Genomic DNA, 23,535 nt, shown 5'->3' with positions numbered 1-23,535 from the left:
GCTCCTGCCGGGCTTGCCGGCATAAAGTAACGGTTCTTCCTGGCCTGTTCGGACCTGATGCATGACGCAGTTCTACAACGCACGCGGCAACCTCTACGGAGTCGTCTCACCGCAGCAGGTGCGCGCCCAGGGCATCGGCCTGCCGTCGTCCGCCGCCGAGGCGGCCTTGTTACGCCAATCCTGGGCCTGCGTCGCCGTGCAGGCCTTCTGCGCCTGGGCGCCGGGGGAGGCGCCGCCGGATGCCAAAGCCCATCGCAGTGATGGGCTGCTGGTCGGCCCGTTCCAGGACACGCCGCCCTTCGACCTGCTGATCGTCAATACCGACGGGACGCTGGCCGAGCGTAGCGGCAATGGCCTGACGATTTTTTCCCTGGCTCTGCAAGAGCGAGGGTTGCTGGTGGGCGATGACGATTGCGTACTGCAGGTTCACCACGACAAACCCGATGGTATCTCACCGCTGCGGACATCGGTTCGCGCCGCTGAATTGGGCGGCGTCCCAGGCTTCTGGCTGGACCTGGGGACACCGCTGTTCGGGCCCGCTGCCGTGGGCGCTCAAGGCGTGGCAGAGGTGACCTTCAACCAATGCGCGGTAAGCCGGGTGCCTGCGCTGCATGGCTTGAGTCCGGCGTGGGGCAACAGCCAATTCGTGCGCATCGGCAATCCTCATTGCGTAACGCTGGTGGATGACGTGGAGGCGTTGCCAGGTCTTGCGCAGATGCGCGCCGAGGCGCTGGCGCAAAGCCTGACTAACATTGCCTACGCAGCGCCTGGCGGGGCGGGGATACCTTGTCCGGCGGGCGTCAACCTGCAATGGGCCTGGCGCGCCGCCGACGGACAAATCGCCGCCCGGGTGTTCGAGCGGGGCGAAGGCCCAACCGCGTCCTCCGGCACCAGCGCTTGCGCCGTCGCGTGTGCCGCGTGGTGGGTGGGCTGGGTGCAGGCCGGGACGGTGAGCGTCATGATGCCCGGCGGTACTGCGCCAATCCTGTTGCAAGAGCGGGAGGGTGAGTTGGTACGGGTCAGCCTGTTTGGCACGGCCAGCGCCATGCGTTAGGCGTCGATGGCGGTAAAGGCCGGTGCAACCTCGTCCCACTTTGCTGTACTGCTTAAAGTCGCCCGGTCGTCTCGTAGGCCGTGTCACTGGTGAATGAAACGTTCGGCCCTGGCTGCCAACGAATCTCCGCAGAGTCCTGGCGGCGAACCATGCACTTCCATTCCACTTGTTGCTGCGCAGGCAGTTGGATAACGCTGCTCCGGCGATTATTGGAGCCCTCCAGCGGCACGGCGTGGCGAGGATCCCACGCCCCCAATTCCAGGGACGACCCAACGGCGTAAACGCTTTCGCCGTGCTGAGCGCCTGGGTTGTCGCAATGAAAGCTGACCGAAACCTGCGGCGGTTCGGCAGGGATGCTCCAGATGCGGATGGCGCCGTTGTCCCACTCCAGTGCCGCTGCCTGCATACCTTGAGGCAACTGCTGGAGATCCGACTGCAGGGCGATTACCAGGGCTTTTCGGCTGCCGCTGGTAGTCGCCACCAATCCCGAGTAATTGGGGTGGAAGCGGATTGGCGAGTCGGCGCGAATACCCGCGTCCTTGCGCAATTTGATCAGCCGACGAATCAGCTCATCCCGTTGCCAGTCGTACATGTGAGCCCAATACACGGTCGGCGTACCGGGGCTGCTGAGAATGTAAGCGTAGGCCTGGTTGATCAACGCATCGGCGACCGGCCAGTGATGTTGGCCGCCATAGGCGCCGGGTGAGTAACCGGTGTCGTGGTTATCGACGAAGGTGACTGCGATTCGGCGCCAGGCCGGGTCTGGATTGCCGTTCAGGCCATGGCGCCATTCGGCGATCGGACCGTTCTGCATGCGCTCCTTGAGCGCGAAGTCGAACACCGGGCAGTGTGAGCGATCCGACCAGTCTTTTAATACTTCCTGCCAACTTGCGCCGTGCCGCCAGTCACTCGGTGGATACTCGTTAGGGCTTTTCCAGTTTTCGCCGACACAGAACTGTTGGCTGCCGAAGGCCTCCATCCACTTATCCACCGTTTCGGGAGCGTAACCCCGGACGAAGTCGAAGCGCAGGCCTTGCGCGCCGTAGTTGTCGCGCAGGTTGATGAACTCATTCTTGAAGGTTTCAGCTACTCGCTGGTTGCCGGTATTCAGATCCGGGTCGCCCTCGTCGAATGCGTCGCCTTCATCGCATGCAGGGCGGCAGTCCTGCCGCCACTCCCCGCTGCCTCGAACAAACATCGAAGGGCCGTCTCGTTCAGCCATGTGATTGGGCACCACGTCGTAGATGACCTTGACCCCGGCCTTGTTCAGCGCGGCCGCTGCCTGACGCAGCTGTGCGTCGGTACCGTAGCGGCCGTCCTTCTCGAAGCTGTGCCAGAAGTAACCTTCGCCGCCCCCCGAAACGGTCCCGTTGTTCCAACTTGATTGATCCGCCCATGGCGGTGGCATCCAGATGGCGGTAAAGCCGTCGGCGCCAATCGTGTTGGCCATGCGCGAGAGCACCGGGTACCACTTTTCCGTGTTGCGGCTGGAGTTCCAGTGAAAGCCTTGCAGCAGGATTTCCTCTGCGCTGCCATTACGCACGGCATCGGTTGCAGCCATCGCTGGCAAAGCTAAAACAATGCCCAGCAGCAAGCCCGGCAGTGACGTCCTTTTCATGGCCGTTTCCTCAAGTGATCGGTGATGATCACTTTGAGGCGGGCTCGGAGCGCGGTCACCTGTCAGACCTGACAGGTCGATGGTTTTTTTCTTGGAGTCGTTGCCGTTGGTTCCGCTACGTCAACCTGCCCGGGGGGGAAACTCCACCACCGGCATCTGCCGCTTCATCAACACTTCACCATTGCGAATCGAGTAAAGCGGCAGGCCCTGGCTGCGGATCACTTCGTAGTCGCTGTCGGCCGAGAGGATCAGCAGGTTCGCCGGGCGTCCGGGTTCCAGTCCGTAACGTTCGCCCAGGGCCATGGCCTTGGCGCTGTTGTCAGTGACCAGGTCCAAAGCGCTTTGCAGGTTGCGGTAGCCGAGCATATGGCAGATGTGCAGCCCGGCTTCGAGCACGCGCAGGATGTTGCCATTGCCCAACGGATACCACGGGTCGACGATCGAGTCCTGGCCGAAGCAGACGTTCATCCCGGCTTCGAGCAGTTCATTGACCCGGGTGACGCCACGGCGTTTGGGGAAGTTGTCGAAGCGTCCTTGCAGGTGAATGCTTTCGGTGGGGCACGATACAAAGCTGATGCCCGAGTGCCCGAGCAGGCGGAACAGCTTGGCGCAGTAGGCGTTGTCGTAGGAGCCCATGGCCGTGGTGTGGCTGGCGGTGACCCGGGCGCCCATGTCGCGGCTGCGGGCCTCTTCGGCGAGTACCTCGAGGAAGCGCGAGTGCGGGTCGTCGGTTTCGTCGCAATGCACATCCACCAGGCAACCGGTGCGCTCGGCCAGGTCCATGAGGAATTTCACCGAGCTGACGCCTTGATCGCGGGTGTACTCGAAATGCGGAATGCCGCCCACCACGTCGGCGCCCATGCGGATGGCTTCTTCCATCAGTTCGCGACCGCTGCGGTAGGACTCGATGCCCTCCTGGGGAAACGCGACGATCTGCATGTCGACCAGATGACGGCTTTCCTCGCGCACTTCCAGCATTGCCTTGAGCGCGGTGAGCGTCGGGTCGGTCACGTCGACGTGGGTGCGCACATGCTGGATACCATGGGCGGCGAGGGCCTGGAGCGTCTTCCTGGCGCGGGTTTTGGTGTCTTCGTGGGTGATGGTGGCCTTGCGTTCGCCCCAGCACTCGATACCTTCGAACAGCGTACCGCTCATGTTCCAGCGCGGTTCGCCGGCAGTCAGGGTGGCGTCCAGGTGAATGTGCGGCTCGACGAAGGGCGGCACCACCAGGTTGCCGCCGGCGTCGAGGTCTTCGGGGCCCAGGCTGGGGGCCTCGGTCTGGCGGGCGATGCTGGCGATCAGGCCGTTTTCCAGGTGCAGTTCATGCAAGCCTTCGCGGTTGCGCAGGCGGGCGTTGATGATGTGCATCAAGCGAGTCCTTTATAGGTCTTGTAGAGGCGCGTCAGCGGTGCGAATACCCATCACGCCGATCAATAGCACATACGTTAGCGCGCCGGTGGCGATTCCTACCAGCGGCGCGACCCAGGGTGAATTGAAGGCGGCCACCGTGCCGACGCCGTAAGCACACAGCCCGGGCCAGTTGAAGGCCGGCAGTTGCGCCGCGGCCAGGCGCGGATAGCGACCACGCCAGCGGAAGAAGAAGTCGGCCATGATCACCCCGCCAATCGGTGGGATCACGGTGCCGAGCAGGATCAGGTACGGCACCAGCAAATCGTACATGCCCAGCAGCGCCAGCAGCGTGCCGATCACCGCGCCGGCCAGTGTGACGGTCTTGCGTCGGCGGGTGCGCAGCAGGTTGCAGCCGGCCACGGCAAAGTTGTAGATCGTGTTGTCCTGGGTGCTCCAGATGTTGAGCAGAAGCATCGCCATCGCCGCCATGGCGAAACCTTGCAGCAGCAAGACTTCGACCACATCGGGCTGCTGGTAGACGATGGCTCCGTAGGCGCCGATCAGCACCATCAGGCCATTGCCGAGAAAAAAACCGATCAGGCTGGCCAGCACCGCGACCTTTGCCGAACGGGAAAAGCGCGTCCAGTTGGTCGCCTGGGTGGCGCCGCTGACGAACGTGCCGAACACCAGCGTGATCGCGGTCGACCAGTCGAGGCTGCCGGTGGGCACTACCGCGAGCAGGCCATCGAGGCCACCGACCTGCTGCGTGGCAACCCACATCGAGAGGATCAGCAACAGCATCATCGCCGGGACGGCGACGTACGAGAGGATTTCCAGCCCGCGATAGCCGATGTAGGCCGTGGCGCAGAAGCCCAGCCCGAACAGCACCATCAACCCCAGAACGGTGCCCTGGCTCAATTCGAAATACTTGCCCAGCACCACCGCCGCAGTGGCCGTGCCCCAGGCGTACCAGCCGATCTGGGTGAAGCCCAGGATCAAGTCGCTGAGCTTGCTGCCCACCTCGCCAAAACAGAAGCGGCCCATCAACACTGAATTGAGCCCGCTCTTGAAGGCGATGTAACCCAGGCTGGCCGCGTACAGCCCCAGCAGCAGGTTGCCGATGACAATCACGCCGAGCATCTCGGCGAAACCGAACGCCACGCCCAACTTGCCGCCGGCAAACATGGTCGCGGTGAAAAAAGTGAAACCCAGCAGCACCATGGCCGTGGAGGCGAGGCCCTTGCGGGCGTGCATCGGGACTTCGCTCAAGGGGTAGTCGTTACCGGGATCGTTCTGAGTCATGTGGCGGTCCTTGCAGAGGAGGGAATGCCGCAAGCGTGCAGCGGCCGTGCCAAACGAGTGATTGCCGGTTATTTATAGCCAACGGGTGGGTCGGGTGGGCTTCGAGGAGCAAAAGCGGTGCAGGGAGTGGATCAAGTTGGAACACGGATCGTGTTACCCAGAAGTACCTTGTGGGAGCGAGCCTGCTCGCGAATGCGGTAGATCAGTCGATGACTATGTGACTGATCGGACGCTTTCGCGAGCAGGCTCGCTCCCACAAAAGGTTGTAGGGGGGCCCTCAGGCAGGCGAGTGCGACGGCAAGAACCGCATCACCGCCGCGACGATCGCTTCCGGCGCGTCCTCCTGGACCAGATGCCCGGCATTCGGTACAGGATGGAACAGCGCCCCCGGGATCATCTTGTGCAACGCCCGGCCGCGCTCGATGGGGATCCACTGGTCATCCTCGCCCCAAAGGATCTGCGTTGGGCAGCGTACCTTCGGATAAAGGTCCTGGACCTCGTCGGTGTAACGCTCGTCCATCTGCGCAATCTGCCGGTAGAGCGCGGCCTGGCCGGTTTCGCCGAGCCAGGGCTGGACGTACGGGGAGAGCTCTTCATCGGTAATGCAGCGCTTGATCGCGCCACGGATATAGGTCGGCACGATGGCCCGCTGGATGTAGTCGGGCAGGCCGCTGAACGCCGCTTCGTGCTGGCGTACGTGTTGCACGAACGCGGAGCCCCAAGGCGACAAGGCTACCGGGTCGATCAGGGTCAGGCTGCGGTAATCCTTGCCATCGAGCAGATGGGTGCGCAGGGCCGTGGCGCCGCCAAAGTCATGGGCGATGACGTCCGGGCAATCCAGCTTCCAATGCTCCAGCAGTCGGGCAAGCAGCCGGTTCTGAACGCCGAGGGACACGTCTGCATCGGGTTGCGCGGACTGGCCATAACCCAACAGGTCGAAGTAATGAACCTTGTGCGTGGCGAAAAACAGCGGGGCGATCCGGTGCCATACATAAGAGGAGAACGGCGTGCCATGGACAAACAGCAACGGCGGGCCGTCGCCGTGAATGGCGTAGCGGATGGAGTGCCCGTTGAAGTCGTATACCTGATCCAGCGGCCAGTGGGTCATGATGGTGTCCTCTTGGTAGATCCGAACCAAGGAGGATAGACACAAAGGCCGCCAGGTTCATTCGCCGTGGTAGATGCAGCCGCTGGTGCAGGTCTCGTGGATGCGGATGGCGCTGAGTTCCGGCAGCAGCGGCTTCAACTCGTTCCAGATCCACTTGGCCAGGACTTCGCTGGTGGGGTTTTCCAGACCGGGGATGTCGTTGAGGTAGTTGTGGTCCAGGCGCTCGTAGAGCGGCTTGAAAATCGCCTTGATTTCCGAGAAGTCGCGAATCCAGCCGGTGTGCGGGTCGATGTCGCCGCTGAGGTGGATCGCCACCTTGAACGAGTGACCATGCAGGCGTCCGCACTTGTGGCCTTCCGGTACGTGGGGCAGGCGGTGGGCGGATTCGAAGGTGAACTCTTTGAAGATTTCCACAGATTTGGCTCTTTAAATGGACGGTCGCGAGGCAGGCGGCGCAGTTTATCAGTTTGATCCCCGCGTTGCGCGAGCGTGCTGACTAAAGGGTCAGCAAACCTGGCTGTCCTACCGGGTCTTGGCTGAAGCGTAGACGCCGCTGCGCTCTCGCTTGCCAACCGCTATTACCAGAATGACGATCCGCTCCTCCTCTATGCGATACACGAGTCGATACCCAGCCCCGCGTAACTTGATCTTGTAACAATCCTTCATCCCGTGAAGAGCATCACCCGGTACGCGAGGGTGCCCTTGTCGCTCTTGGAGTTTTTTCAAAAGCTGCAGACGGACCGCACCGTCCAGTTTTCGCAGCTCTTTCAGGGCCTTCGGATCCCATTGGACATCATATTCAACGCCCATTGGCGATATCAGCTTCAGCCTCGCCAATAAGGTCATCGAGCGATATGCGTACCCGCGATTCGTTGGCCTCGATCCGCGCTTTGACTACTTGGGCCAGCTCCAACTCGTCCAGGCGCTCTATCATCGCTTCGTAGACCTCCGCCGGTACCATGTAGCCCATCACGCGGTTATGGTTCAGCACTGCCACAGGTGAGCCGTTCGCGCCACTCAGGACCGCGGACGGATTTTTCTTCAGTTCCGATACGCTGACAGCCACATCAGCCAAGACGATTTGCATGACCAGGCTCCTTTAAAAGTGCTTTATTTTGGTCTTTTTTTGCGCGTTCAGGCAAGCACTCCATCCGGGCCCGCGGGCGTGCTGACTAAAGGGTCAGCAAACGCTCTCCCAGCCCACCGTTGGCGGTCAGTTCGAGGAACTCGTCGCCGAGCCGGCGGCTTTCGTCCATTGCGGTTCGCCAGTATTTGCGGCGGGCCGGGTCATCGCCCATGAAACGCTTGAAGTCGTTGCGGTCCGGCAGTTTGCCGTAGGGCAGGCGAGCCAGGTATTCGCGGGACGGCGCCAGCAGCAGCACATCCTGCAAGCGCGAGGTATCGCCTCGGCGCCATGGCAGGCCTTTGTCGAACCAGCCGGGAATGACCCGATCGGTGAAGTGCGGATAGAGCACGATGCCCTCGCCGCTATAGGGCAGGTCAAGGTGGTAGTCCAGCAGGCCGCCATCGCGGTAGGTGCCCGCGCCGGCGCCGGGCAGGTCGCGCACGCCTTCCATGATCATCGGGATCGAGCCCGACGCCAGCAGTGCCTGGCGCAGGTTGCCGGCCTCCAGCGGCACGAAGCGCGAGGGGAAGTCCGTCAACGGATGGAGCGGGGGAGCCAGGCGCGGGTCGTGGATGATCAGCCTTTCGAAATGCCGCGACAGCCGCGCCCGGCCGCGCAGGTTGTCGGCGATCACCGAGGACAGCCCCAGGCCCAGCCGGCCGCGATGGTCCTGCGCCAACAGGCCATGACTCTGGACTACCATGATGTTGAGCCGGTAATGCGGATTGTCGAGGATCGTCAGGTCGCGTCCTTCAAGCAGGTCGTCGAGCATGCGCTGCGAGCTCTGGCTGACCCCGGCCATGGTCACGCCTTTGGCGAAGCTCTGCTCGTTGTACAGGATGCCCAGGCGGCGAATGCCCTCGGCGGCGTCCGGCAGACAGGCGCTGGCGAAGCGCCAGGAGCCGACCGATGCACCGATCAGCGAGCGCTCCCGCGGCGCGGCGGGCAGCCATTCGCCGAACAGCGCCAGGTCCAGCCCTTGGATACCCAAGGCTTTCGGCCCTCCGGCGGCACCCGGCAGGATGCCGACATCGGCGGCCTGAAGGCCTGCCTGGCGGATGCGCTTGAAGGCGCGAGGGCCGGCCTTCAGAGTCAGCGCGGGGAACTTGATGTGAATGGCGGTCATACCGGTCTCGAATACGTGCAAGCGGCTGATTATAGCGACACAGAAACCCTGTGGGAGCGAGCTTGCTCGCGATGACGCTGTGTCAGTTGTCAGTTTTGATGACTGACCTGACGCTGGCGCGAGCAAAATTGACCTGGATTCAATGATGGCAATTCAGTTTCAGTTAAGTTCGTCCCGATACAGTTCCCCGCTGAAGATTATAAAAAGGAGATAACCCGTGAACCGCCTCACTGCCTTTTTCATCGCGGCGCTCATGGTCATCGGTACAGGTCCGGCTCAAGCCAGGGATCTCGATGCCACTGAAGCCCAAAAATTACTGGACGCTGGTACCATCCTGCCTTTTGATCAGCTCAACGCCGCTGCCCTGGCCAAACACACTGGCGCCACGGTGACCGATACCGAGCTGGAAGAGGAATACGGCAAGTACCGCTACAAAGTGGATCTGCGTGATGCCAAGGGCATCGAGTGGGATCTGGAACTCGACGCCGTCACTGGCGAGGTGCTCAAGAATCATCAGGATACGTAATGAAGCTTAATCTGCGCGCCCGCAATCGTTGGGCGCTGGCGCTGCTGGTGTGTTGTTCGGTGGCCGTGGCCCGCGACCTGGACCAGGACGAGGCCCTGCAACTGCGTCAGCAGGGCGTGATCCTGCCCTTGGAACACCTGCTGCAACAGGCCCTGGATCGCCATCCCGGCGCCAAGTTACTGGAAGCCGAGCTGGAAGAAAAGCACGGCGTCTACATCTACGAAGTCGAGCTGCTGGACACCGACGGCGTCGTGCGCGAACTGGACCTCGAGGCCGCGACCGGCCGTTTACTCAAAGATAAGGAAGACTGATGCGCCTGCTACTGGTGGAAGACCATGTTCCCCTGGCCGACGAACTGATGGCCGGGCTCGCCCGGCAGGGCTACGCGGTCGATTGGCTCGCCGACGGGCGCGACGCGGTGTATCAGGGCAGCAGCGAGCCCTACGACCTGATCATTCTCGACCTTGGGCTGCCAGGAGTGCCGGGGCTCGAGGTGCTGGCGCAATGGCGCGCTGGCGGCTTGACCACCCCGGTACTGATCCTCACCGCGCGTGGCTCCTGGGCCGAGCGCATCGAAGGACTCAAGGCCGGGGCCGATGATTACCTGACCAAACCCTTTCACCCTGAAGAACTGCACCTGCGCATCCAGGCGCTGTTGCGACGCTCCCACGGCCAGGTCAACCAGCCGACGCTGCAAGCGGCGGGGTTGCACCTGGACGAAGGCCGGCAATGCGTGATTCGCGACGGCGCCGAGATCCAGCTGACCGCCGCCGAATTCAGGCTGCTGCGCTATTTCATGCTCCACCCCGAGCAAATCCTTTCCAAAAGCCACCTCGCCGAGCACCTCTATGATGGTGAAACCGAGCGCGATTCGAATGTGCTGGAAGTCCACGTCAATCACCTGCGGCGCAAGCTCGGACGCAGCGTGATCGAAACCCGTCGCGGCCAGGGCTACCTGTTCGGCGGACAGGCGCAGTGAGATCCATCCAGCGGCGCCTGAGCCTGGGCCTGATCGGTGTGATGGTGGTGGTCGGCCTGGTCCTCGCGCAGACCAGCCTGTGGTTGTTCGAGTTGGGTTTGCAGCGCTACCTCGAAGCGGGGTTGCGCAATGACAGCGAGAACCTGCTGGTGGCCCTGGTCCGTGGCCCGCAAGGGTTGCAACTGGACGAGCGACGCTTGTCGCCGGCTTACCTGCGGCCATTCTCCGGGCATTATTTCCGCATCGATTTTGCCGACGAGCATTGGCGCTCCCGTTCCCTCTGGGACCAGGAACTGCCGCGGCTCGACCATCCGGGGCTGCACAGCAACCTGCAACTGGGCCCCGAAGGCCAGAAACTGCTAGTGCTGCGCACGGACTACCGACGCCTGGGCCAGGCGATTTCCATCAGCGTGGCGCAGGACTACACGCCGGTGCGCGACAGTTTCCTGCGGATGCAGCAGGTCGGCCTCGGCCTCGGCTTGGCGGGGTTGCTGCTGATCCTGCTGTTGCAGCGGCTCACGGTGCAGCGCGCCTTGCGGCCGTTGGAGAAGGCCCGGGAGCAGATTGCCCAGCTGCAACGCGGCCAGCGTTCGCAACTTGACGAACAAGTGCCCAGGGAACTGGAGCCGCTGGTGGCGCAGATCAACCATTTGCTGGCCCATACCGAAGACAGCCTCAAGCGTTCGCGCAACGCCCTGGGCAACCTTGGCCATGCCTTGAAGACACCTCTGGCGGTGCTGCAAAGCCTGGCGTCGAACGAGAAGCTCGACCCTTATCCCGAGTTGCGCAAGTTGCTGCTGGATCAACTCGAGCAGGTTCGCCAGCGCCTGAACCGCGAACTCAACCGTGCCCGCCTGTCCGGCGATGCCTTGCCCGGCGCGCACCTGGATTGCGACACCGAACTGCCGGGTTTGTTGGCGACGCTGAACATGATCCACGGCGAGCATCTGCACCTGGCTTATGTCGCGCCGCCCGGCTTGCACCTGCCCTGGGATCGCGAAGACCTGCTGGAACTGCTGGGCAACCTGCTGGACAACGCTTGCAAATGGGCCGACGCCGAAGTGCGCCTGACCGTGAGCGAGACGCTCGTGGGTTTCCACCTGGCGGTGGAAGACGATGGCCCCGGCATCCCGCCGGATCGCCGCGACCAGGTCTTCAGCCGCGGCACGCGCCTGGATGAGCAGACCGATGGCCATGGCCTGGGGCTGGGCATCGTGCGCGACATCGTCGACACCTGGGGCGGGACATTAGCGTTGGGCGACAGCGAGTGGGGCGGGTTGAAAGTAATGATTGAGCTGCCCAAGCGCTGAAATCCGCACGAACCCCTGTGGGAGCGAGCTCGCTCGCGATAGCGGCTTGTCAGTCGACACTTTCGTAACTGACCCGACGCTATCGCGAGCAAGCTCGCTCCCACAGGGGCAATGTGGTGGACTCAAACGCTGCGAGTGACTGCAAATCCCGCCGCATGACCCTTGCAGCTTGCCGCCGCTTGCTGCAAAGTCGCGACCTTTTTGTCCGGTGGCTTTCCATCGCTGTGCTTTGAGGTAACGATGATAAATGCAGTAATTGCCGCGGTTGGCGTCATGCTGGTACTCAGCCTGTCCCGCGTGCATGTGGTGATCGCGCTGATTATCGGCGCGCTGGTGGGTGGCTTGGTAGGTGGCCTGGGGATCGAGGCAACGCTCAAGGCCTTCAATGCGGGCCTTGGCGGCGGCGCGACGGTGGCGTTGTCCTACGCTCTGCTGGGCGCCTTTGCGGTCGCGATCGCCAAATCCGGCATGGCCCATGCCTTGGCCGACAAGGTCCTGGCCATGGTCGACCGCCAGGACACCGCCGGCGGCACGGGCGTCAAATGGCTGCTTATCGGCCTGCTGGGTACGGTCGCGGTGGCCTCGCAGAATATCCTGCCGATCCATATCGCCTTCATTCCGCTGCTGGTGCCGCCACTGCTTTATGTGCTGACCAAGCTGCAACTGGACCGTCGGCTGATCGCTTGCGTCATGACTTTCGGCCTGATCACCCCCTACATGTTCCTGCCGGTGGGCTTCGGCAATATCTTCCTCAACGAAATCCTGCTCGCCAACATCGCCCGCAGCGGTGTCGATGTCAGTGGCATCAACGTCACCCATGCGATGGGCATCCCGGCGCTGGGCATGGTGTTCGGGCTGGTGCTGTCGTTTATCAGCTATCGGAAGAAACGCGTCTACGATCTGAAAAAGATCGCCAGGGCCGAGCAGGTGGCCGTGCGCTACAACCCGCTCAGCCTGTTGGTCGCCGGGTTGGCAATCGCGGCGGCATTCGCCATCCAGCTCCTGCTCGATTCGATGATCATCGGCGCCCTGGCCGGTTTCCTGATTTTCTCGGTGTCGGGCGTGGTGCGCTGGCGCGAGACGGACGACCTGTTCACCGAAGGCATGAAGATGATGGCGATGATCGGCTTCATCATGATCGCCGCCTCGGGCTTCGCCGAAGTGATGAAGGCCACCGGTGAGGTGCAAAGCCTGGTGGAAACCTCGGCGGCCTGGATCGGCCACAACAAGGGCATCGGTGCGCTGTTGATGTTGCTGGTCGGGCTGCTGGTGACGATGGGGATCGGCTCGTCGTTTTCCACGGTGCCGATCCTGGCGACCATTTTTGTGCCGCTGTGCCTGCAACTGGGCTTCAGCCCGCTGGCGATCGTCTGCATCGTCGGCACCGCCGGCGCCCTGGGCGATGCCGGCTCGCCTGCTTCGGATTCGACACTCGGCCCGACCTCCGGCCTGAACATCGACGGCCAGCATCACCACATCTGGGACACCGTGGTCCCGACCTTCCTCCACTACAACCTGCCATTGCTGGCGTTTGGTTGGGTGGCGGCGATGGTGTTGTAGCTTCAGAGACCGGGTTGTCTTCTTCGCGAGCAGGCTCGCTCCCACAGGGGATCGGTGTGAACACAGCAGTTGTGGACACCACCAAACCCTGCGGGAGCGAGCCTGCTCGCGATGGGACCCTTGAGTCCACCGACCCTGCCAACCGACTGTCCACCTTGTCCTACAGTTTTATCGTGCGCTGCCGTTAACCCAGTTAACCACGCCATAAAACCAACAAGAGTGAACAGCATGCGCCTGAGCCTGAAGGCTAAAGTCCTGTCCCTGGCAATCCTGCCGGTATTGCTGTCCGCGGTGATCATCAGCCTGACCACGGCGTTCATCTTGAAGGAACAGGCCAGCAAGGAAGTCCAGCAAACCCGCGAACGTCTGCTCAGCGAGGCCAAGGCCACGCTGCAGAATTACGTCGCGGTCGGCCTTACCGCCATCAAGCCGCTCTACGATGCCGCCGCGCCTGGCGATAACGAGGCGCGCGCCCAGGCGATCAAGCTGCTGTCGAACATCAGCTACGGCAAGGACGGCTACTTCTTCGGCTACGACTCCGAGACCATTCGCCTGTTCAAGGCCAACAGCCCCGACGGCGTGGGCAAGAGTTTCAAGGACAACCGCGACCCGAACGGTGTCTACGTCAACCGCGACCTGGTGAAAGTCGCCAAGGACGGCACGCATTACCTGGAATACAGCTCGCCGCTGCCCGGGAGCAAGGACCTGGTGCCCAAGCTCGGCTACACCGAATATCTGGCCAAGTGGGACCTGGCGGTCGGCAGCTCGGTCAACCTCGACGGTATCGAAGGCCAGGTGGCGCTGGTGGAAGCCAAGGTCCACGATCGCCTGCAGGGCGTGATCCTGAGTATCGTCGGGATCGCCGCCGTGGTGCTGCTGGTGATCGCGGTGGTGGGCCTGGTGCTCGCCAATACCATCCTGCGTCCGCTGCACCTGATGAAGGACAACCTCGACGACATCGCGGCGGGCGAGGGCGACCTGACCCGGCGCCTGGAGATTACCAGCCAGGACGAACTGGGCCAACTGGCCGGTTCCTTCAACCGCTTCGTCGACAAGATCCATGGCCTGGTGCGGCAGATCACCGACATGACGTCGCAACTGACTGGCCTGGTGACGCAAGTGTCCGAGCAGGCCCAGCGTTCCGAGCAGGCCATGGAGCGCCAGCGCCACGAGACCGACCAGGTCGCCACGGCGATCAACGAAATGTCCTCCGCCGCCCAGGAAGTCGCCCGCAGTGCCCAGGGCGCAGCCGTCGCGGCCCAGCAGACCGATGAAGAAGGCCAGTCCGCCAAGCGCGTGGTGGCCGGCAGCATCCAGCAAATTCACGCGCTGGTGAACGATATCCGCAGCAGCGGCGTGTCCCTGGACAGCCTGCAACAGGACGTGGCCTCGATTGTCAGCGTACTCGGTGTGATCCGTTCGATTGCCGAGCAAACCAACCTCCTGGCCCTCAACGCGGCCATCGAGGCTGCGCGTGCCGGTGAGGCGGGCCGCGGGTTTGCGGTGGTGGCCGACGAAGTCCGCGCCCTCGCCAGCCGGACCCAGCAAAGCACCCAGGAAATCCAGGGCATGATCGATCGCCTGCAATCGGGTACCCATGCCGCGGTGGAAGCGATGCGCCGTTCCAGCGAGGCCGGCGACGGCACCTCGGAACGGGCCAACGAGGCGGGCGCCTCCCTCGACACCATGGCGCAACTGATCGGCACCATCAACTCGATGAACGCTCAGATCGCCAGCGCCGCCGAGGAGCAGACCGCGGTGGCTGAAGAAATCAACCGCAGCGTGCATCAGATTGCCGTGGCGGTGGACACTGTCGCCGACGAAACCCAGCTCAGCGCCCAGACTTCTCGCAGCCTGGCCGATCTGGGCCAGCGCCTGGGCAAACTGGTGGGGCAGTTCCGGATCTGATCCGAGCGCAGCAGGAGCTGCCGAAGGCTGCGATCTTTCGCTTTCGATCCAGATGTTTTCGCCTGGGCTACCAGGCCCTATCGGAAGCGGAGGATCGCAGCCTTCGGCAGTTTCTGCCGGGCAAATCGTTCCGTCGATTCATGTCGTGCACTGTTGTGGCGAGGGGATTTATCCCCGTTGGGCTGCGAAGCGGCCCCAAAAAAAGCCAATACGACTTGCCTGATGTTCCGCGCAGTCTGTCTTAGGGGCTGCTTCGCAGCCCAGCGGGGATAAATCCCCTCGCCACAGTAATCAGGCAGGCAGCTCGCGCGCATCGCGCATCAACAGCCCGAACCACATTCCCATCCCCCGGCGCGACCTCGAAGGCCGGCATATGGCAGACGCGACGGCACTCCGGCGAGTCCTGGCGGACTAATGTCTATCTGCCAATGACATGGAAAGCACATGAACCGAAAGAACCTCCAAAACAAGTCGCAGATGCTGTTGCTGATCCTGGTCAGCATTGCCTTCGTCTGGATTCTGCTGCCGTTTTATGGGGCGGTATTTTGGGCCGTCATCCTGGGCATCGTCTTTGCGCCGCTGCAACGTCGCTTGCAGTTCAAGTTCGGCTGGCCGCGCAATGTCACGGCACTGTTCACCCTGAGCATCTGCGTGGTGATCGCCATTTTGCCGGTGATCGTCATCAGTACCTTGCTCGTCCAGGAAGGGGCGGCGCTGTACAAGAGCCTGGAAAGTGGCGAGCTGGACGTCGCCGACTACCTGGCGCGTTTCAAGGAGGCGTTGCCGCCGTTCTTCCAGCACCTGCTCGACCGCTTCGGCCTGGGCAACCTGAGTGGCCTGCGAGACAAGATCGTCAAGAGCGCCATGCAGGGCAGCGAATTTTTCGCCACCCAGGCGTTCAGTTTCGGCCAGGGTACGTTCCAGTTTCTGGTGAGCTTCTTCGTGATGCTCTACCTGTTGTTCTTTTTCCTGCGTGACGGCGCGGAGCTGGTGCGCAAGGTGCGCTCGGCCGTTCCGCTTGCCGAGCACCAGAAGCGCCGCCTGCAATTGAAGTTCAACCGGGTGGTGCGGGCGACGGTGAAGGGCAACCTGTTGGTGGCGATCACTCAGGGCGCCCTGGGCGGCCTGATTTTCTGGATCCTGGGTATCCCGACGGTGTTGCCGTGGGCGGTGCTGATGGCTTTCCTGTCGCTGCTGCCGGCGGTGGGGGCGGGCATTGTCTGGGTGCCAGTGGCGGTGTATTTCCTGCTGTCGGGGGCGATCTGGCAGGGCGTGGTGCTGGCGCTGTTCGGGGTCTTCGTGATCGGCCTGGTGGACAACTTCCTGCGCCCGATCCTCGTCGGCAAGGACACCAAGATGCCCGACTACATGGTCCTGATTTCGACGCTTGGTGGGTTGGCCGTATTCGGCCTCAATGGTTTTGTCATCGGGCCACTGATCGCCGCGCTGTTCATGTCCTGCTGGGCGCTGTTCGTCGAGGGCAAGCCGCGGGTGCAGTTGCCCTAGGCGCTCAACAGGTACGGACCGATACGTTGCGACAGGGCCTGGGCGGCGGGCAGGGAAGTCAGCGGGCCGCTGACGGTGACGCCATCCTGCACCAGATACCAGCAAGCCAACAGTCCGCGCTCCCGAAGTGGGGCGGGGACGGCGCTGCCAATGACAGACATGATTTGAACCTTGGGCATGGGAAACCTCCATCAGTCGATGGGGTTACCTTACGGCTCATGCGGGATGGGGAAAAATCAACCGCTTCAATAGTCGGAATCGATGCCGCTCAATCGACCACCAGATCGAGCATGTGCACCACTTCCTGTTCATTGAGCAGGCCCTTGCGAACCAGGTTTTCCGCGAGCAGGGAAAGGAACTTGGCGCTGCGGTGGCCTTCCAGGTGCTTGAGCTCGGTCAGTACGTTGTAGACCTTGCTGGAAGTGCACAGGCCGACGATGCGGTGGGGATTTTGTGTGGGCATGGCTTCGTCCTTGTTGTTATGAGCTGCGGCGGCGGACGTTGACAGTTTGCGGCACTGCCATGACACGCTCGTGACAGCTTGAGTCGTCAAAACATAAAGCAGGATTCAGACCATAGTGCCTGGTTGGCGCCAGATTATTGTTCCGGTAGCGACCTCAGCCAGGCGGTATACGGCGATCAGTCGCCGTTTGGCTGAAAAACGCCCACAAAAAAGCCCCTGGATCTTTCGATTCAGGGGCTTTTTCTGTTGCTGTCTGGCTCCACGACCTGGACTCGAACCAGGGACCCAGTGATTAACAGTCACTTGCTCTACCAACTGAGCTATCGCGGAATGGCGCGTATGTTACTGATTGGAAAAGAGAAGTCAAGCATCTGTTGCGTACGGAGCGGCTTGAAGCCCATCGGTGACCAATCAACAATTGGCAGTTACCGCGACGGCGAGAGAGGCTACCATGGTCGCCCGGAAGTGGCAGGACGCGCTGCCGGCCATTCGCCGACATCAAGGGACGCGCCATGAACCATCTGTTACCACTTCACACAATCGATTGCACCGAGGTGTTCCTGTGAGCACCGCCCAGATCAGTCTGCCCAAGGGCGTGGGGCCTCACGCTGAAAAGCTGTACGACGCCATCACCCAGGCCAGCACCCCGGAAGAACTGAACCGCGCCGGTGGCAAGGCCGAGGGATTTGTCCTGGGGCTCGAAAGTACCAAGGCGATCAAGAGCCAGGTCGCCGAGTCGTTGTATGTCATCTACGACGATGCGGCGAGCCAGCGGGCGACGGAGCTGTAGGCTCGACGAGCATTTCGTTCGCTGCTTTGTGGCCTGCCTTTTCTGGCCCGCTTTTGTGGCGAGGGAGCTTGCTCCCGCTGGGTTGCGAAGCAGCCCCAGGCTGTTCCAACCAACCAGGCTGATATCCCGCGGTGGCTGATTTTGGGGCTGCTCTGCAGCCCAGCGGGAGCAAGCTCCCTCGCCACGGGGGCGGATTCAACCGAAAAAAAACGGGAAGCTCGAAGGCTTCCCGTTTTTCATTTCATCGAGCGTCAGATCACCTGGACGATGGCCTTGGTCACCGCATCGATGTTGTTCTGGTTCAGCGCGGCCACGCAGATGCGGCCGGTGTCCAGGGCATAGATGCCGAACTCGTTGCGCAGGCGGGTCACTTGTTCAACGGTCAGGCCGGAGTAGGAGAACATCCCGCTCTGGCGGGCGACGAAGCTGAAGTCGTGATGCGGCGCGGCCTTGGCCAGCATGTCGACCATCTGCTCACGCATGCCACGAATGCGCAGGCGCATTTCGGCCAGCTCTTCTTCCCACTGTGCGCGCAGCTCAGGGCTGTTGAGCACGGCGGCGACGATACTGGCGCCGTGGGTCGGCGGGTTGGAGTAGTTGGTGCGGATCACGCGCTTGACCTGGGACAGCACGCGGGTGCTTTCTTCCTTCGACTCGCTGACAATCGACAGCGCGCCGACACGCTCGCCGTACAGGGAGAACGACTTGGAGAACGAGCTGGAGGCGAAGAAGGTCAGGCCCGACTCGGCGAACAGGCGCACGGCCGCCGCGTCTTCGTCGATGCCTTTGCCGAAGCCCTGGTAGGCCATGTCCAGAAACGGCACGTGGTTCTTGGCCTTGACCACGGCCAGGACGTTTTTCCAGTCTTCCGGGCTCAGGTCCACGCCGGTCGGGTTGTGGCAGCAGGCATGCAGCACAACGATCGAACGGTCGGGCAGGGCGTTGAGGTCTTCCAGCAGGCCGCTGCGGTTCACGTCGTGGGTAGCGGCGTCGTAGTAGCGATAGTTCTGCACCGGGAAACCGGCGGTTTCGAACAGCGCGCGGTGGTTTTCCCAGCTTGGGTCGCTGATGGCCACGACCGCGTCTGGCAGCAATTGCTTGAGGAAGTCGGCACCGATTTTCAGTGCGCCCGTGCCGCCCACGGCCTGGGTGGTAATGACGCGGCCCGATGCGATCAGCGGGGAATCCTTGCCGAACAGCAGGGTCTGGACTGCCTGGTCATAGGCGGCAATGCCGTCGATCGGCAGGTAGCCGCGAGAAACATGCTGAGCCACGCGAATCGTCTCGGCTTCGACCACGGCGCGCAGCAACGGAATGCGCCCTTCCTCGTTGCAGTAAACACCCACGCCCAGGTTGACCTTATTGGTACGGGGGTCGGCGTTGAAAGCTTCGTTGAGGCCCAGGATGGGGTCGCGTGGTGCCAATTCGACAGCGGAAAACAGGCTCATTATTGCGCGGCTCTGAATGGAGGGTGAGAGGACGTGTCGCGCTCCAGCCGAATGCACTAGAGCGGTGCACAAACGGGGAGCTAGTATAGAGGCCATCACCGGACAGGGCGACAGGCTATTCGGCGTTTAGCGTAAGTATTTTCGATTTTTTTCGACCGTTAGTCCCTTCGCAGCGTCAAAGTCTGCAAGGCGTGTAGGACGTTCGTCTTGAAAGCGAAGGCAATCACCTCCACATTGTGTGCATTCCAGCTTTTTCCTCGGGCGACGTCAGTCGCTTCGGTCTTTCTCGTTCCTGTCGCCTGGCCGACGGGAGTGAACCCAGGGGTTATGTCATGTCTGAATTCCAGCTAGTCACTCGCTTCCAGCCCGCCGGCGACCAGCCGGAAGCCATCCGCCTGATGGTGGAAGGCATCGAGGCCGGGCTGGCGCACCAGACCTTGCTCGGTGTGACCGGCTCGGGCAAGACGTTCAGTATCGCCAACGTGATCGCCCAGGTGCAGCGGCCGACCCTGGTGCTGGCGCCTAACAAGACCCTGGCGGCGCAGTTGTATGGCGAGTTCAAGGCGTTTTTCCCGAACAACGCGGTCGAGTATTTCGTCTCCTACTACGACTACTACCAGCCCGAGGCTTATGTGCCTTCGTCGGACACCTTCATCGAGAAGGACGCCTCGATCAACGACCACATCGAACAGATGCGGCTGTCGGCGACCAAGGCGTTGCTTGAGCGCAAGGACGCCATCATCGTCACCACGGTGTCGTGCATCTACGGTCTGGGCAGCCCGGAAACCTATCTGAAAATGGTCCTGCACGTGGATCGTGGCGACAAACTCGACCAGCGCGCCTTGCTCCGGCGCCTGGCGGACTTGCAATACACCCGCAACGACATGGACTTCGCCCGGGCCACGTTTCGGGTGCGCGGCGATGTGATCGACATCTATCCGGCCGAATCGGACCTGGAAGCGATTCGTATCGAGCTGTTCGATGACGAGGTGGAGAGCATCTCGGCGTTCGATCCGCTGACCGGCGAGGTGATCCGCAAACTGCCACGCTTCACGTTCTACCCCAAGAGCCACTACGTGACGCCGCGGGAAACCCTGTTGGGCGCCATCGAGGGCATCAAGGCCGAGTTGCAGGAACGCCTGGAATACCTGCGTTCGAACAACAAACTGGTGGAAGCCCAGCGTCTGGAGCAGCGGACCCGGTTCGACCTGGAAATGATCCTGGAGCTGGGCTACTGCAACGGCATCGAGAACTACTCGCGCTACCTGTCGGGTCGTCCGGCGGGTGCGCCGCCGCCCACGTTGTATGACTATTTGCCGGCCGATGCCCTGCTGGTGATCGACGAATCCCACGTCAGCGTGCCTCAGGTCGGGGCCATGTACAAAGGCGACCGTTCGCGCAAGGAAACCCTGGTGGAATATGGCTTCCGCCTGCCCTCGGCGCTGGATAACCGGCCGATGCGCTTCGACGAATGGGAAGGCGTGAGCCCGCAGACGATTTTCGTCTCGGCCACGCCCGGCAACTACGAAGCCGAGCACGCCGGACGGGTGGTCGAGCAAGTGGTGCGGCCGACCGGGCTGGTGGACCCGCAGGTCGAGGTGCGCCCGGCGCTGACTCAGGTCGATGACCTGCTCTCGGAGATCACCAAGCGCGTGGCGGTGGAGGAGCGGGTGCTGGTGACCACGCTGACCAAGCGCATGGCCGAAGACCTCACCGACTACCTCGCCGACCACGGCGTGCGGGTGCGTTACCTGCACTCGGATATCGACACGGTGGAGCGGGTCGAGATCATCCGCGACCTGCGCCTGGGCACCTTCGACGTCCTGGTGGGGATCAACTTGCTGCGTGAAGGCCTGGACATGCCCGAGGTGTCGCTGGTGGCGATTCTCGACGCGGACAAGGAAGGTTTCCTGCGTTCCGAGCGCTCGTTGATCCAGACCATCGGTCGCGCGGCGCGTAACCTCAACGGCCGGGCGATCCTGTATGCCGATCGCATCACCGGCTCGATGGAGCGCGCTATCGGCGAGACCGAGCGCCGTCGCGACAAGCAGATCGCTTTCAACCTGGCCAATGGCATCACGCCCAAGGGCGTGTTCAAGGATGTCGCCGACATCATGGAAGGCGCCACCGTGCCCGGTTCGCGCAGCAAAAAGCGCAAGGGCATGGCCAAGGCCGCCGAAGAGAGCGCCCGCTACGAAGCCGAACTGCGTTCACCGAGCGAAATCACCAAGCGTATCCGGCAGTTGGAAGAGAAGATGTACCAGCTCGCCCGGGATCTGGAGTTCGAAGCAGCGGCGCAGTTGCGTGACGAGATTGGCAAGTTGCGTGAGCGGTTGTTGACTGTCTGAGTATTGAGGTGTCCTCACAGGCCTCTTCGCGAGCAGGCTCGCTCCCACAGGAAACCAAGTCGTCTGGACTGGATGCGGTCCATTGTGGGAGCGAGCCTGCTCGCGAATGGGGCAGCTCAGTCTTAATGTTGGCCACACAAATCCCCTCTCACTGGAGCCCGCCCATCATCGCCTGTTACCATTCGCCCCCTGTTTCATCTTCGCTTTTATATTCTTTCCGAGACATGCCATGACCACCGTCCGTACCCGCATCGCGCCTTCGCCTACTGGCGATCCCCATGTCGGCACCGCTTACATCGCCTTGTTCAACTATTGCTTTGCCAAGCAGCACGGCGGTGAGTTCATCCTGCGGATCGAGGACACCGATCAGTTGCGTTCGACCCGCGAGTCGGAACAGCAGATATTCGACGCCCTGCGCTGGCTCGGCATCGACTGGAGCGAAGGTCCGGACGTCGGCGGGCCGCACGGTCCGTACCGCCAGAGCGAGCGTGGCGAGATCTACAAGCAGTACTGCCAGCAGTTGGTGGACATGGGCCACGCGTTTCCTTGCTTCTGCACCGCCGAAGAATTGGACCAGATGCGCGCCGAGCAAATCGCCCGGGGCGAGACCCCGCGCTACGACGGCCGTGCGCTGCTGCTGTCGAAGGAAGAAGTCAACCGTCGCCTGGCCGCGGGCGAACCTCATGTGATCCGCATGAAGGTGCCGAGCGAGGGCGTCTGCGTGGTGCCGGACATGTTGCGTGGCGATGTCGAGATCCCATGGGACCGCATGGACATGCAAGTGCTGATGAAGACCGACGGCCTGCCGACGTACTTCCTGGCCAACGTGGTCGACGACCATCTGATGGGCATCACCCATGTGCTGCGCGGCGAAGAATGGCTGCCCTCGGCACCGAAACTGATCCTGCTCTATGAGTACTTCGGCTGGGAGCAACCGCAGTTGTGCTACATGCCGCTGCTGCGTAACCCGGACAAGAGCAAGCTGTCCAAGCGCAAGAATCCGACCTCGGTGACCTTCTACGAGCGCATGGGCTTCATGCCCGAGGCGATGCTCAACTACCTGGGCCGCATGGGCTGGTCGATGCCGGACGAGCGCGAGAAGTTCTCGCTGGAGGAGATGGTCGAGCACTTCGACCTGTCCCGCGTCTCCCTGGGCGGGCCGATCTTCGACGTCGAGAAGCTGTCCTGGCTCAACGGCCAGTGGCTGCGCGACCTGCCGGTGGAAGAGTTTGCCGCGCGGGTGCAGAAGTGGGCGTTCAACCCCGAGTACATGATGAAGATCGCCCCGCACGTGCAGGGCAGGGTAGAGACCTTCAGCCAGATCGCGCCATTGGCCGGGTTCTTTTTTGCCGGTGGCGTTACCCCGGATGTGAAGCTGTTCGAATCGAAGAAACTCTCCGGCGATCAGGTGCGGCAGTTGATGCAATTGATCTTGTGGAAGCTGGAAAGCCTGCGCCAGTGGGAAAAGGACAGCATCACCGCGACCATCCAGGCGGTGGTTGAACACCTGGAGCTGAAATTGCGCGATGCGATGCCGCTGATGTTTGCCGCGATCACCGGCCAGGCGAGCTCGGTGTCGGTGCTCGATGCGATGGAAATCCTCGGGCCGGACCTGACCCGTTTCCGTCTGCGCCAGGCCATTGATCTGCTCGGTGGCGTGTCGAAGAAGGAGAACAAGGAGTGGGAAAAACTGCTGGGCGCGATTGCCTGAGCGGTCGATGGAACAAGGCATACCCCGGTTTTCCGGGGTTTGTCGGTAAGTGATTGTTATCCCGGCAAAAAATTTTCAATTTTGTTGAAAATAAATTTGACAGCCCTCGGATACGCCCTTAAGATTCGCCCCGTCCTCAGCGATGAGGGGCTATAGCTCAGCTGGGAGAGCGCTTGCATGGCATGCAAGAGGTCGACGGTTCGATCCCGTCTAGCTCCACCAATTTTTACACTTCAAGGCCTGGCCACACCGGCCTTGAAGCGATCAACACTCAGCGTTGATCAGATGTTAGAAGGGTTTGC

22 protein-coding genes, 2 tRNA genes and 1 pseudogene are annotated in these 23,535 nt (G+C 62.1%); 13 read left to right on the top strand and 12 right to left on the bottom strand.

The features are described from left to right. Positions 1-61: 61 nt before the first annotated feature. Entirely contained in the window at positions 62-1,054 is a 993-nt protein-coding gene (locus tag J3P84_RS18370) for a diaminopimelate epimerase (RefSeq protein ID WP_434624960.1), read from the top strand. A 52-nt stretch (positions 1,055-1,106) separates the two neighbouring features. On the opposite strand, the gene J3P84_RS18365 is transcribed toward J3P84_RS18370, so the two are convergent. The 8 genes from J3P84_RS18365 to J3P84_RS18330 form a co-directional block, all read right to left on the bottom strand. Further along, positions 1,107-2,672: a glucan 1,4-alpha-maltotetraohydrolase domain-containing protein gene (locus J3P84_RS18365; protein ID WP_434624958.1), complete on the bottom strand. Its 1,566-nt coding sequence runs from the start codon at positions 2,670-2,672 to the stop codon at positions 1,107-1,109. A gap of 120 nt (positions 2,673-2,792) precedes the next feature. After that, the gene (gene codA, locus J3P84_RS18360; RefSeq protein ID WP_434624956.1) at positions 2,793-4,040 is read right to left on the bottom strand and encodes a cytosine deaminase; all 1,248 of its coding nucleotides are present in this window, start codon (positions 4,038-4,040) and stop codon (positions 2,793-2,795) included. 12 nt (positions 4,041-4,052) lie between these two features. Then, positions 4,053-5,324 carry a cytosine permease gene (gene codB / locus J3P84_RS18355; RefSeq protein ID WP_305495863.1) on the bottom strand — a complete coding sequence of 424 codons (1,272 nt, stop codon included), beginning with the start codon at positions 5,322-5,324 and terminating at the stop codon, positions 4,053-4,055. Between the two features lie 277 nt (positions 5,325-5,601). Next, positions 5,602-6,432: an alpha/beta fold hydrolase gene (locus J3P84_RS18350; RefSeq protein ID WP_434624953.1), complete on the bottom strand. Its 831-nt coding sequence runs from the start codon at positions 6,430-6,432 to the stop codon at positions 5,602-5,604. A 57-nt stretch (positions 6,433-6,489) separates the two neighbouring features. After that, entirely contained in the window at positions 6,490-6,846 is a 357-nt protein-coding gene (gene queD / locus J3P84_RS18345; RefSeq protein ID WP_025212792.1) for a 6-carboxytetrahydropterin synthase QueD, read from the bottom strand. Between the two features lie 108 nt (positions 6,847-6,954). Further along, on the bottom strand, positions 6,955-7,242 hold the full coding sequence (locus J3P84_RS18340; RefSeq protein ID WP_434624951.1) for a type II toxin-antitoxin system RelE family toxin: 288 nt from the start codon (positions 7,240-7,242) through the stop codon (positions 6,955-6,957). After that, entirely contained in the window at positions 7,232-7,519 is a 288-nt protein-coding gene (locus J3P84_RS18335) for a type II toxin-antitoxin system Phd/YefM family antitoxin (protein WP_434624949.1), read from the bottom strand. The genes J3P84_RS18340 and J3P84_RS18335 overlap by 11 nt, the downstream gene beginning before the upstream one ends. Positions 7,520-7,604: 85 nt before the next feature. After that, complete coding sequence (locus J3P84_RS18330; RefSeq protein WP_434624947.1) at positions 7,605-8,684, bottom strand: patatin-like phospholipase family protein; 1,080 nt, start codon at positions 8,682-8,684, stop codon at positions 7,605-7,607. Between the two features lie 217 nt (positions 8,685-8,901). On the opposite strand from J3P84_RS18330, the gene J3P84_RS18325 reads away from it, so the two are divergent. The 8 genes and pseudogenes from J3P84_RS18325 to J3P84_RS18290 all read left to right on the top strand — a co-directional run bounded on the left by J3P84_RS18325 (position 8,902) and on the right by J3P84_RS18290 (position 16,473). Beyond that, positions 8,902-9,210 (top strand): PepSY domain-containing protein, encoded by a 309-nt coding sequence (locus tag J3P84_RS18325; RefSeq protein ID WP_434569227.1) that lies wholly within the window; start codon positions 8,902-8,904, stop codon positions 9,208-9,210. Beyond that, positions 9,210-9,521 (top strand): PepSY domain-containing protein, encoded by a 312-nt coding sequence (locus tag J3P84_RS18320; protein WP_434624945.1) that lies wholly within the window; start codon positions 9,210-9,212, stop codon positions 9,519-9,521. Before J3P84_RS18325 ends, J3P84_RS18320 begins: the two co-directional genes overlap by 1 nt. Beyond that, the gene (locus J3P84_RS18315) at positions 9,521-10,189 is read left to right on the top strand and encodes a response regulator transcription factor (protein WP_305495857.1); all 669 of its coding nucleotides are present in this window, start codon (positions 9,521-9,523) and stop codon (positions 10,187-10,189) included. Before J3P84_RS18320 ends, J3P84_RS18315 begins: the two co-directional genes overlap by 1 nt. Beyond that, the gene (locus J3P84_RS18310; RefSeq protein ID WP_434624942.1) at positions 10,186-11,499 is read left to right on the top strand and encodes an ATP-binding protein; all 1,314 of its coding nucleotides are present in this window, start codon (positions 10,186-10,188) and stop codon (positions 11,497-11,499) included. The genes J3P84_RS18315 and J3P84_RS18310 overlap by 4 nt, the downstream gene beginning before the upstream one ends. A 243-nt stretch (positions 11,500-11,742) precedes the next feature. Further along, positions 11,743-13,059 carry a Na+/H+ antiporter family protein gene (locus J3P84_RS18305; RefSeq protein WP_434631417.1) on the top strand — a complete coding sequence of 439 codons (1,317 nt, stop codon included), beginning with the start codon at positions 11,743-11,745 and terminating at the stop codon, positions 13,057-13,059. A 111-nt stretch (positions 13,060-13,170) separates the two neighbouring features. Further along, a pseudogene (locus tag J3P84_RS18300) lies at positions 13,171-14,109 on the top strand (cache domain-containing protein); the annotation flags it as partial. A 36-nt stretch (positions 14,110-14,145) separates the two neighbouring features. Further along, positions 14,146-14,967, top strand: coding sequence for a methyl-accepting chemotaxis protein (locus tag J3P84_RS18295; protein WP_370871133.1), 822 nt, complete (start codon positions 14,146-14,148; stop codon positions 14,965-14,967). A gap of 444 nt (positions 14,968-15,411) precedes the next feature. After that, the gene (locus tag J3P84_RS18290; protein WP_305495852.1) at positions 15,412-16,473 is read left to right on the top strand and encodes an AI-2E family transporter; all 1,062 of its coding nucleotides are present in this window, start codon (positions 15,412-15,414) and stop codon (positions 16,471-16,473) included. Here J3P84_RS18290 and J3P84_RS18285 read toward each other — a convergent pair. The 3 genes from J3P84_RS18285 to J3P84_RS18275 all read right to left on the bottom strand — a co-directional run bounded on the left by J3P84_RS18285 (position 16,470) and on the right by J3P84_RS18275 (position 17,266). Next, the gene (locus tag J3P84_RS18285) at positions 16,470-16,652 is read right to left on the bottom strand and encodes a hypothetical protein (protein WP_305495849.1); all 183 of its coding nucleotides are present in this window, start codon (positions 16,650-16,652) and stop codon (positions 16,470-16,472) included. The genes J3P84_RS18290 and J3P84_RS18285 overlap by 4 nt on opposite strands. 89 nt (positions 16,653-16,741) lie before the next feature. Continuing rightward, the gene (locus J3P84_RS18280) at positions 16,742-16,936 is read right to left on the bottom strand and encodes a hypothetical protein (protein WP_305495847.1); all 195 of its coding nucleotides are present in this window, start codon (positions 16,934-16,936) and stop codon (positions 16,742-16,744) included. 254 nt (positions 16,937-17,190) lie between these two features. Further along, positions 17,191-17,266: transfer RNA gene (locus J3P84_RS18275), tRNA-Asn, on the bottom strand. A gap of 232 nt (positions 17,267-17,498) precedes the next feature. Between J3P84_RS18275 and J3P84_RS18270 the strand changes: the two genes are divergently transcribed. Next, positions 17,499-17,726 carry a hypothetical protein gene (locus J3P84_RS18270; RefSeq protein WP_305495845.1) on the top strand — a complete coding sequence of 76 codons (228 nt, stop codon included), beginning with the start codon at positions 17,499-17,501 and terminating at the stop codon, positions 17,724-17,726. A gap of 251 nt (positions 17,727-17,977) precedes the next feature. On the opposite strand, the gene J3P84_RS18265 is transcribed toward J3P84_RS18270, so the two are convergent. Further along, the gene (locus J3P84_RS18265) at positions 17,978-19,174 is read right to left on the bottom strand and encodes an amino acid aminotransferase (RefSeq protein ID WP_305495843.1); all 1,197 of its coding nucleotides are present in this window, start codon (positions 19,172-19,174) and stop codon (positions 17,978-17,980) included. A gap of 332 nt (positions 19,175-19,506) precedes the next feature. Here J3P84_RS18265 and uvrB point away from each other — a divergent pair, with 332 nt between their 5' ends. From uvrB to J3P84_RS18250, 3 genes are all read left to right on the top strand, one after another. Next, entirely contained in the window at positions 19,507-21,522 is a 2,016-nt protein-coding gene (uvrB, locus tag J3P84_RS18260; RefSeq protein WP_434569222.1) for an excinuclease ABC subunit UvrB, read from the top strand. 229 nt (positions 21,523-21,751) lie between these two features. Next, a complete protein-coding gene (gene gltX / locus J3P84_RS18255) occupies positions 21,752-23,233 on the top strand; it encodes a glutamate--tRNA ligase (protein WP_434624938.1) in 1,482 nt (493 codons plus the stop codon). 146 nt (positions 23,234-23,379) lie between these two features. Further along, positions 23,380-23,455 (top strand) — tRNA-Ala (locus tag J3P84_RS18250). Positions 23,456-23,535 lie beyond the last annotated feature (80 nt).

The sequence above is a fragment of the Pseudomonas sp. Z1-29 genome (genome assembly GCF_051131995.1).
Classification (GTDB): Bacteria; Pseudomonadota; Gammaproteobacteria; order Pseudomonadales; family Pseudomonadaceae; genus Aquipseudomonas.
This window is presented reverse-complemented; position numbering and strand designations above follow the sequence as displayed.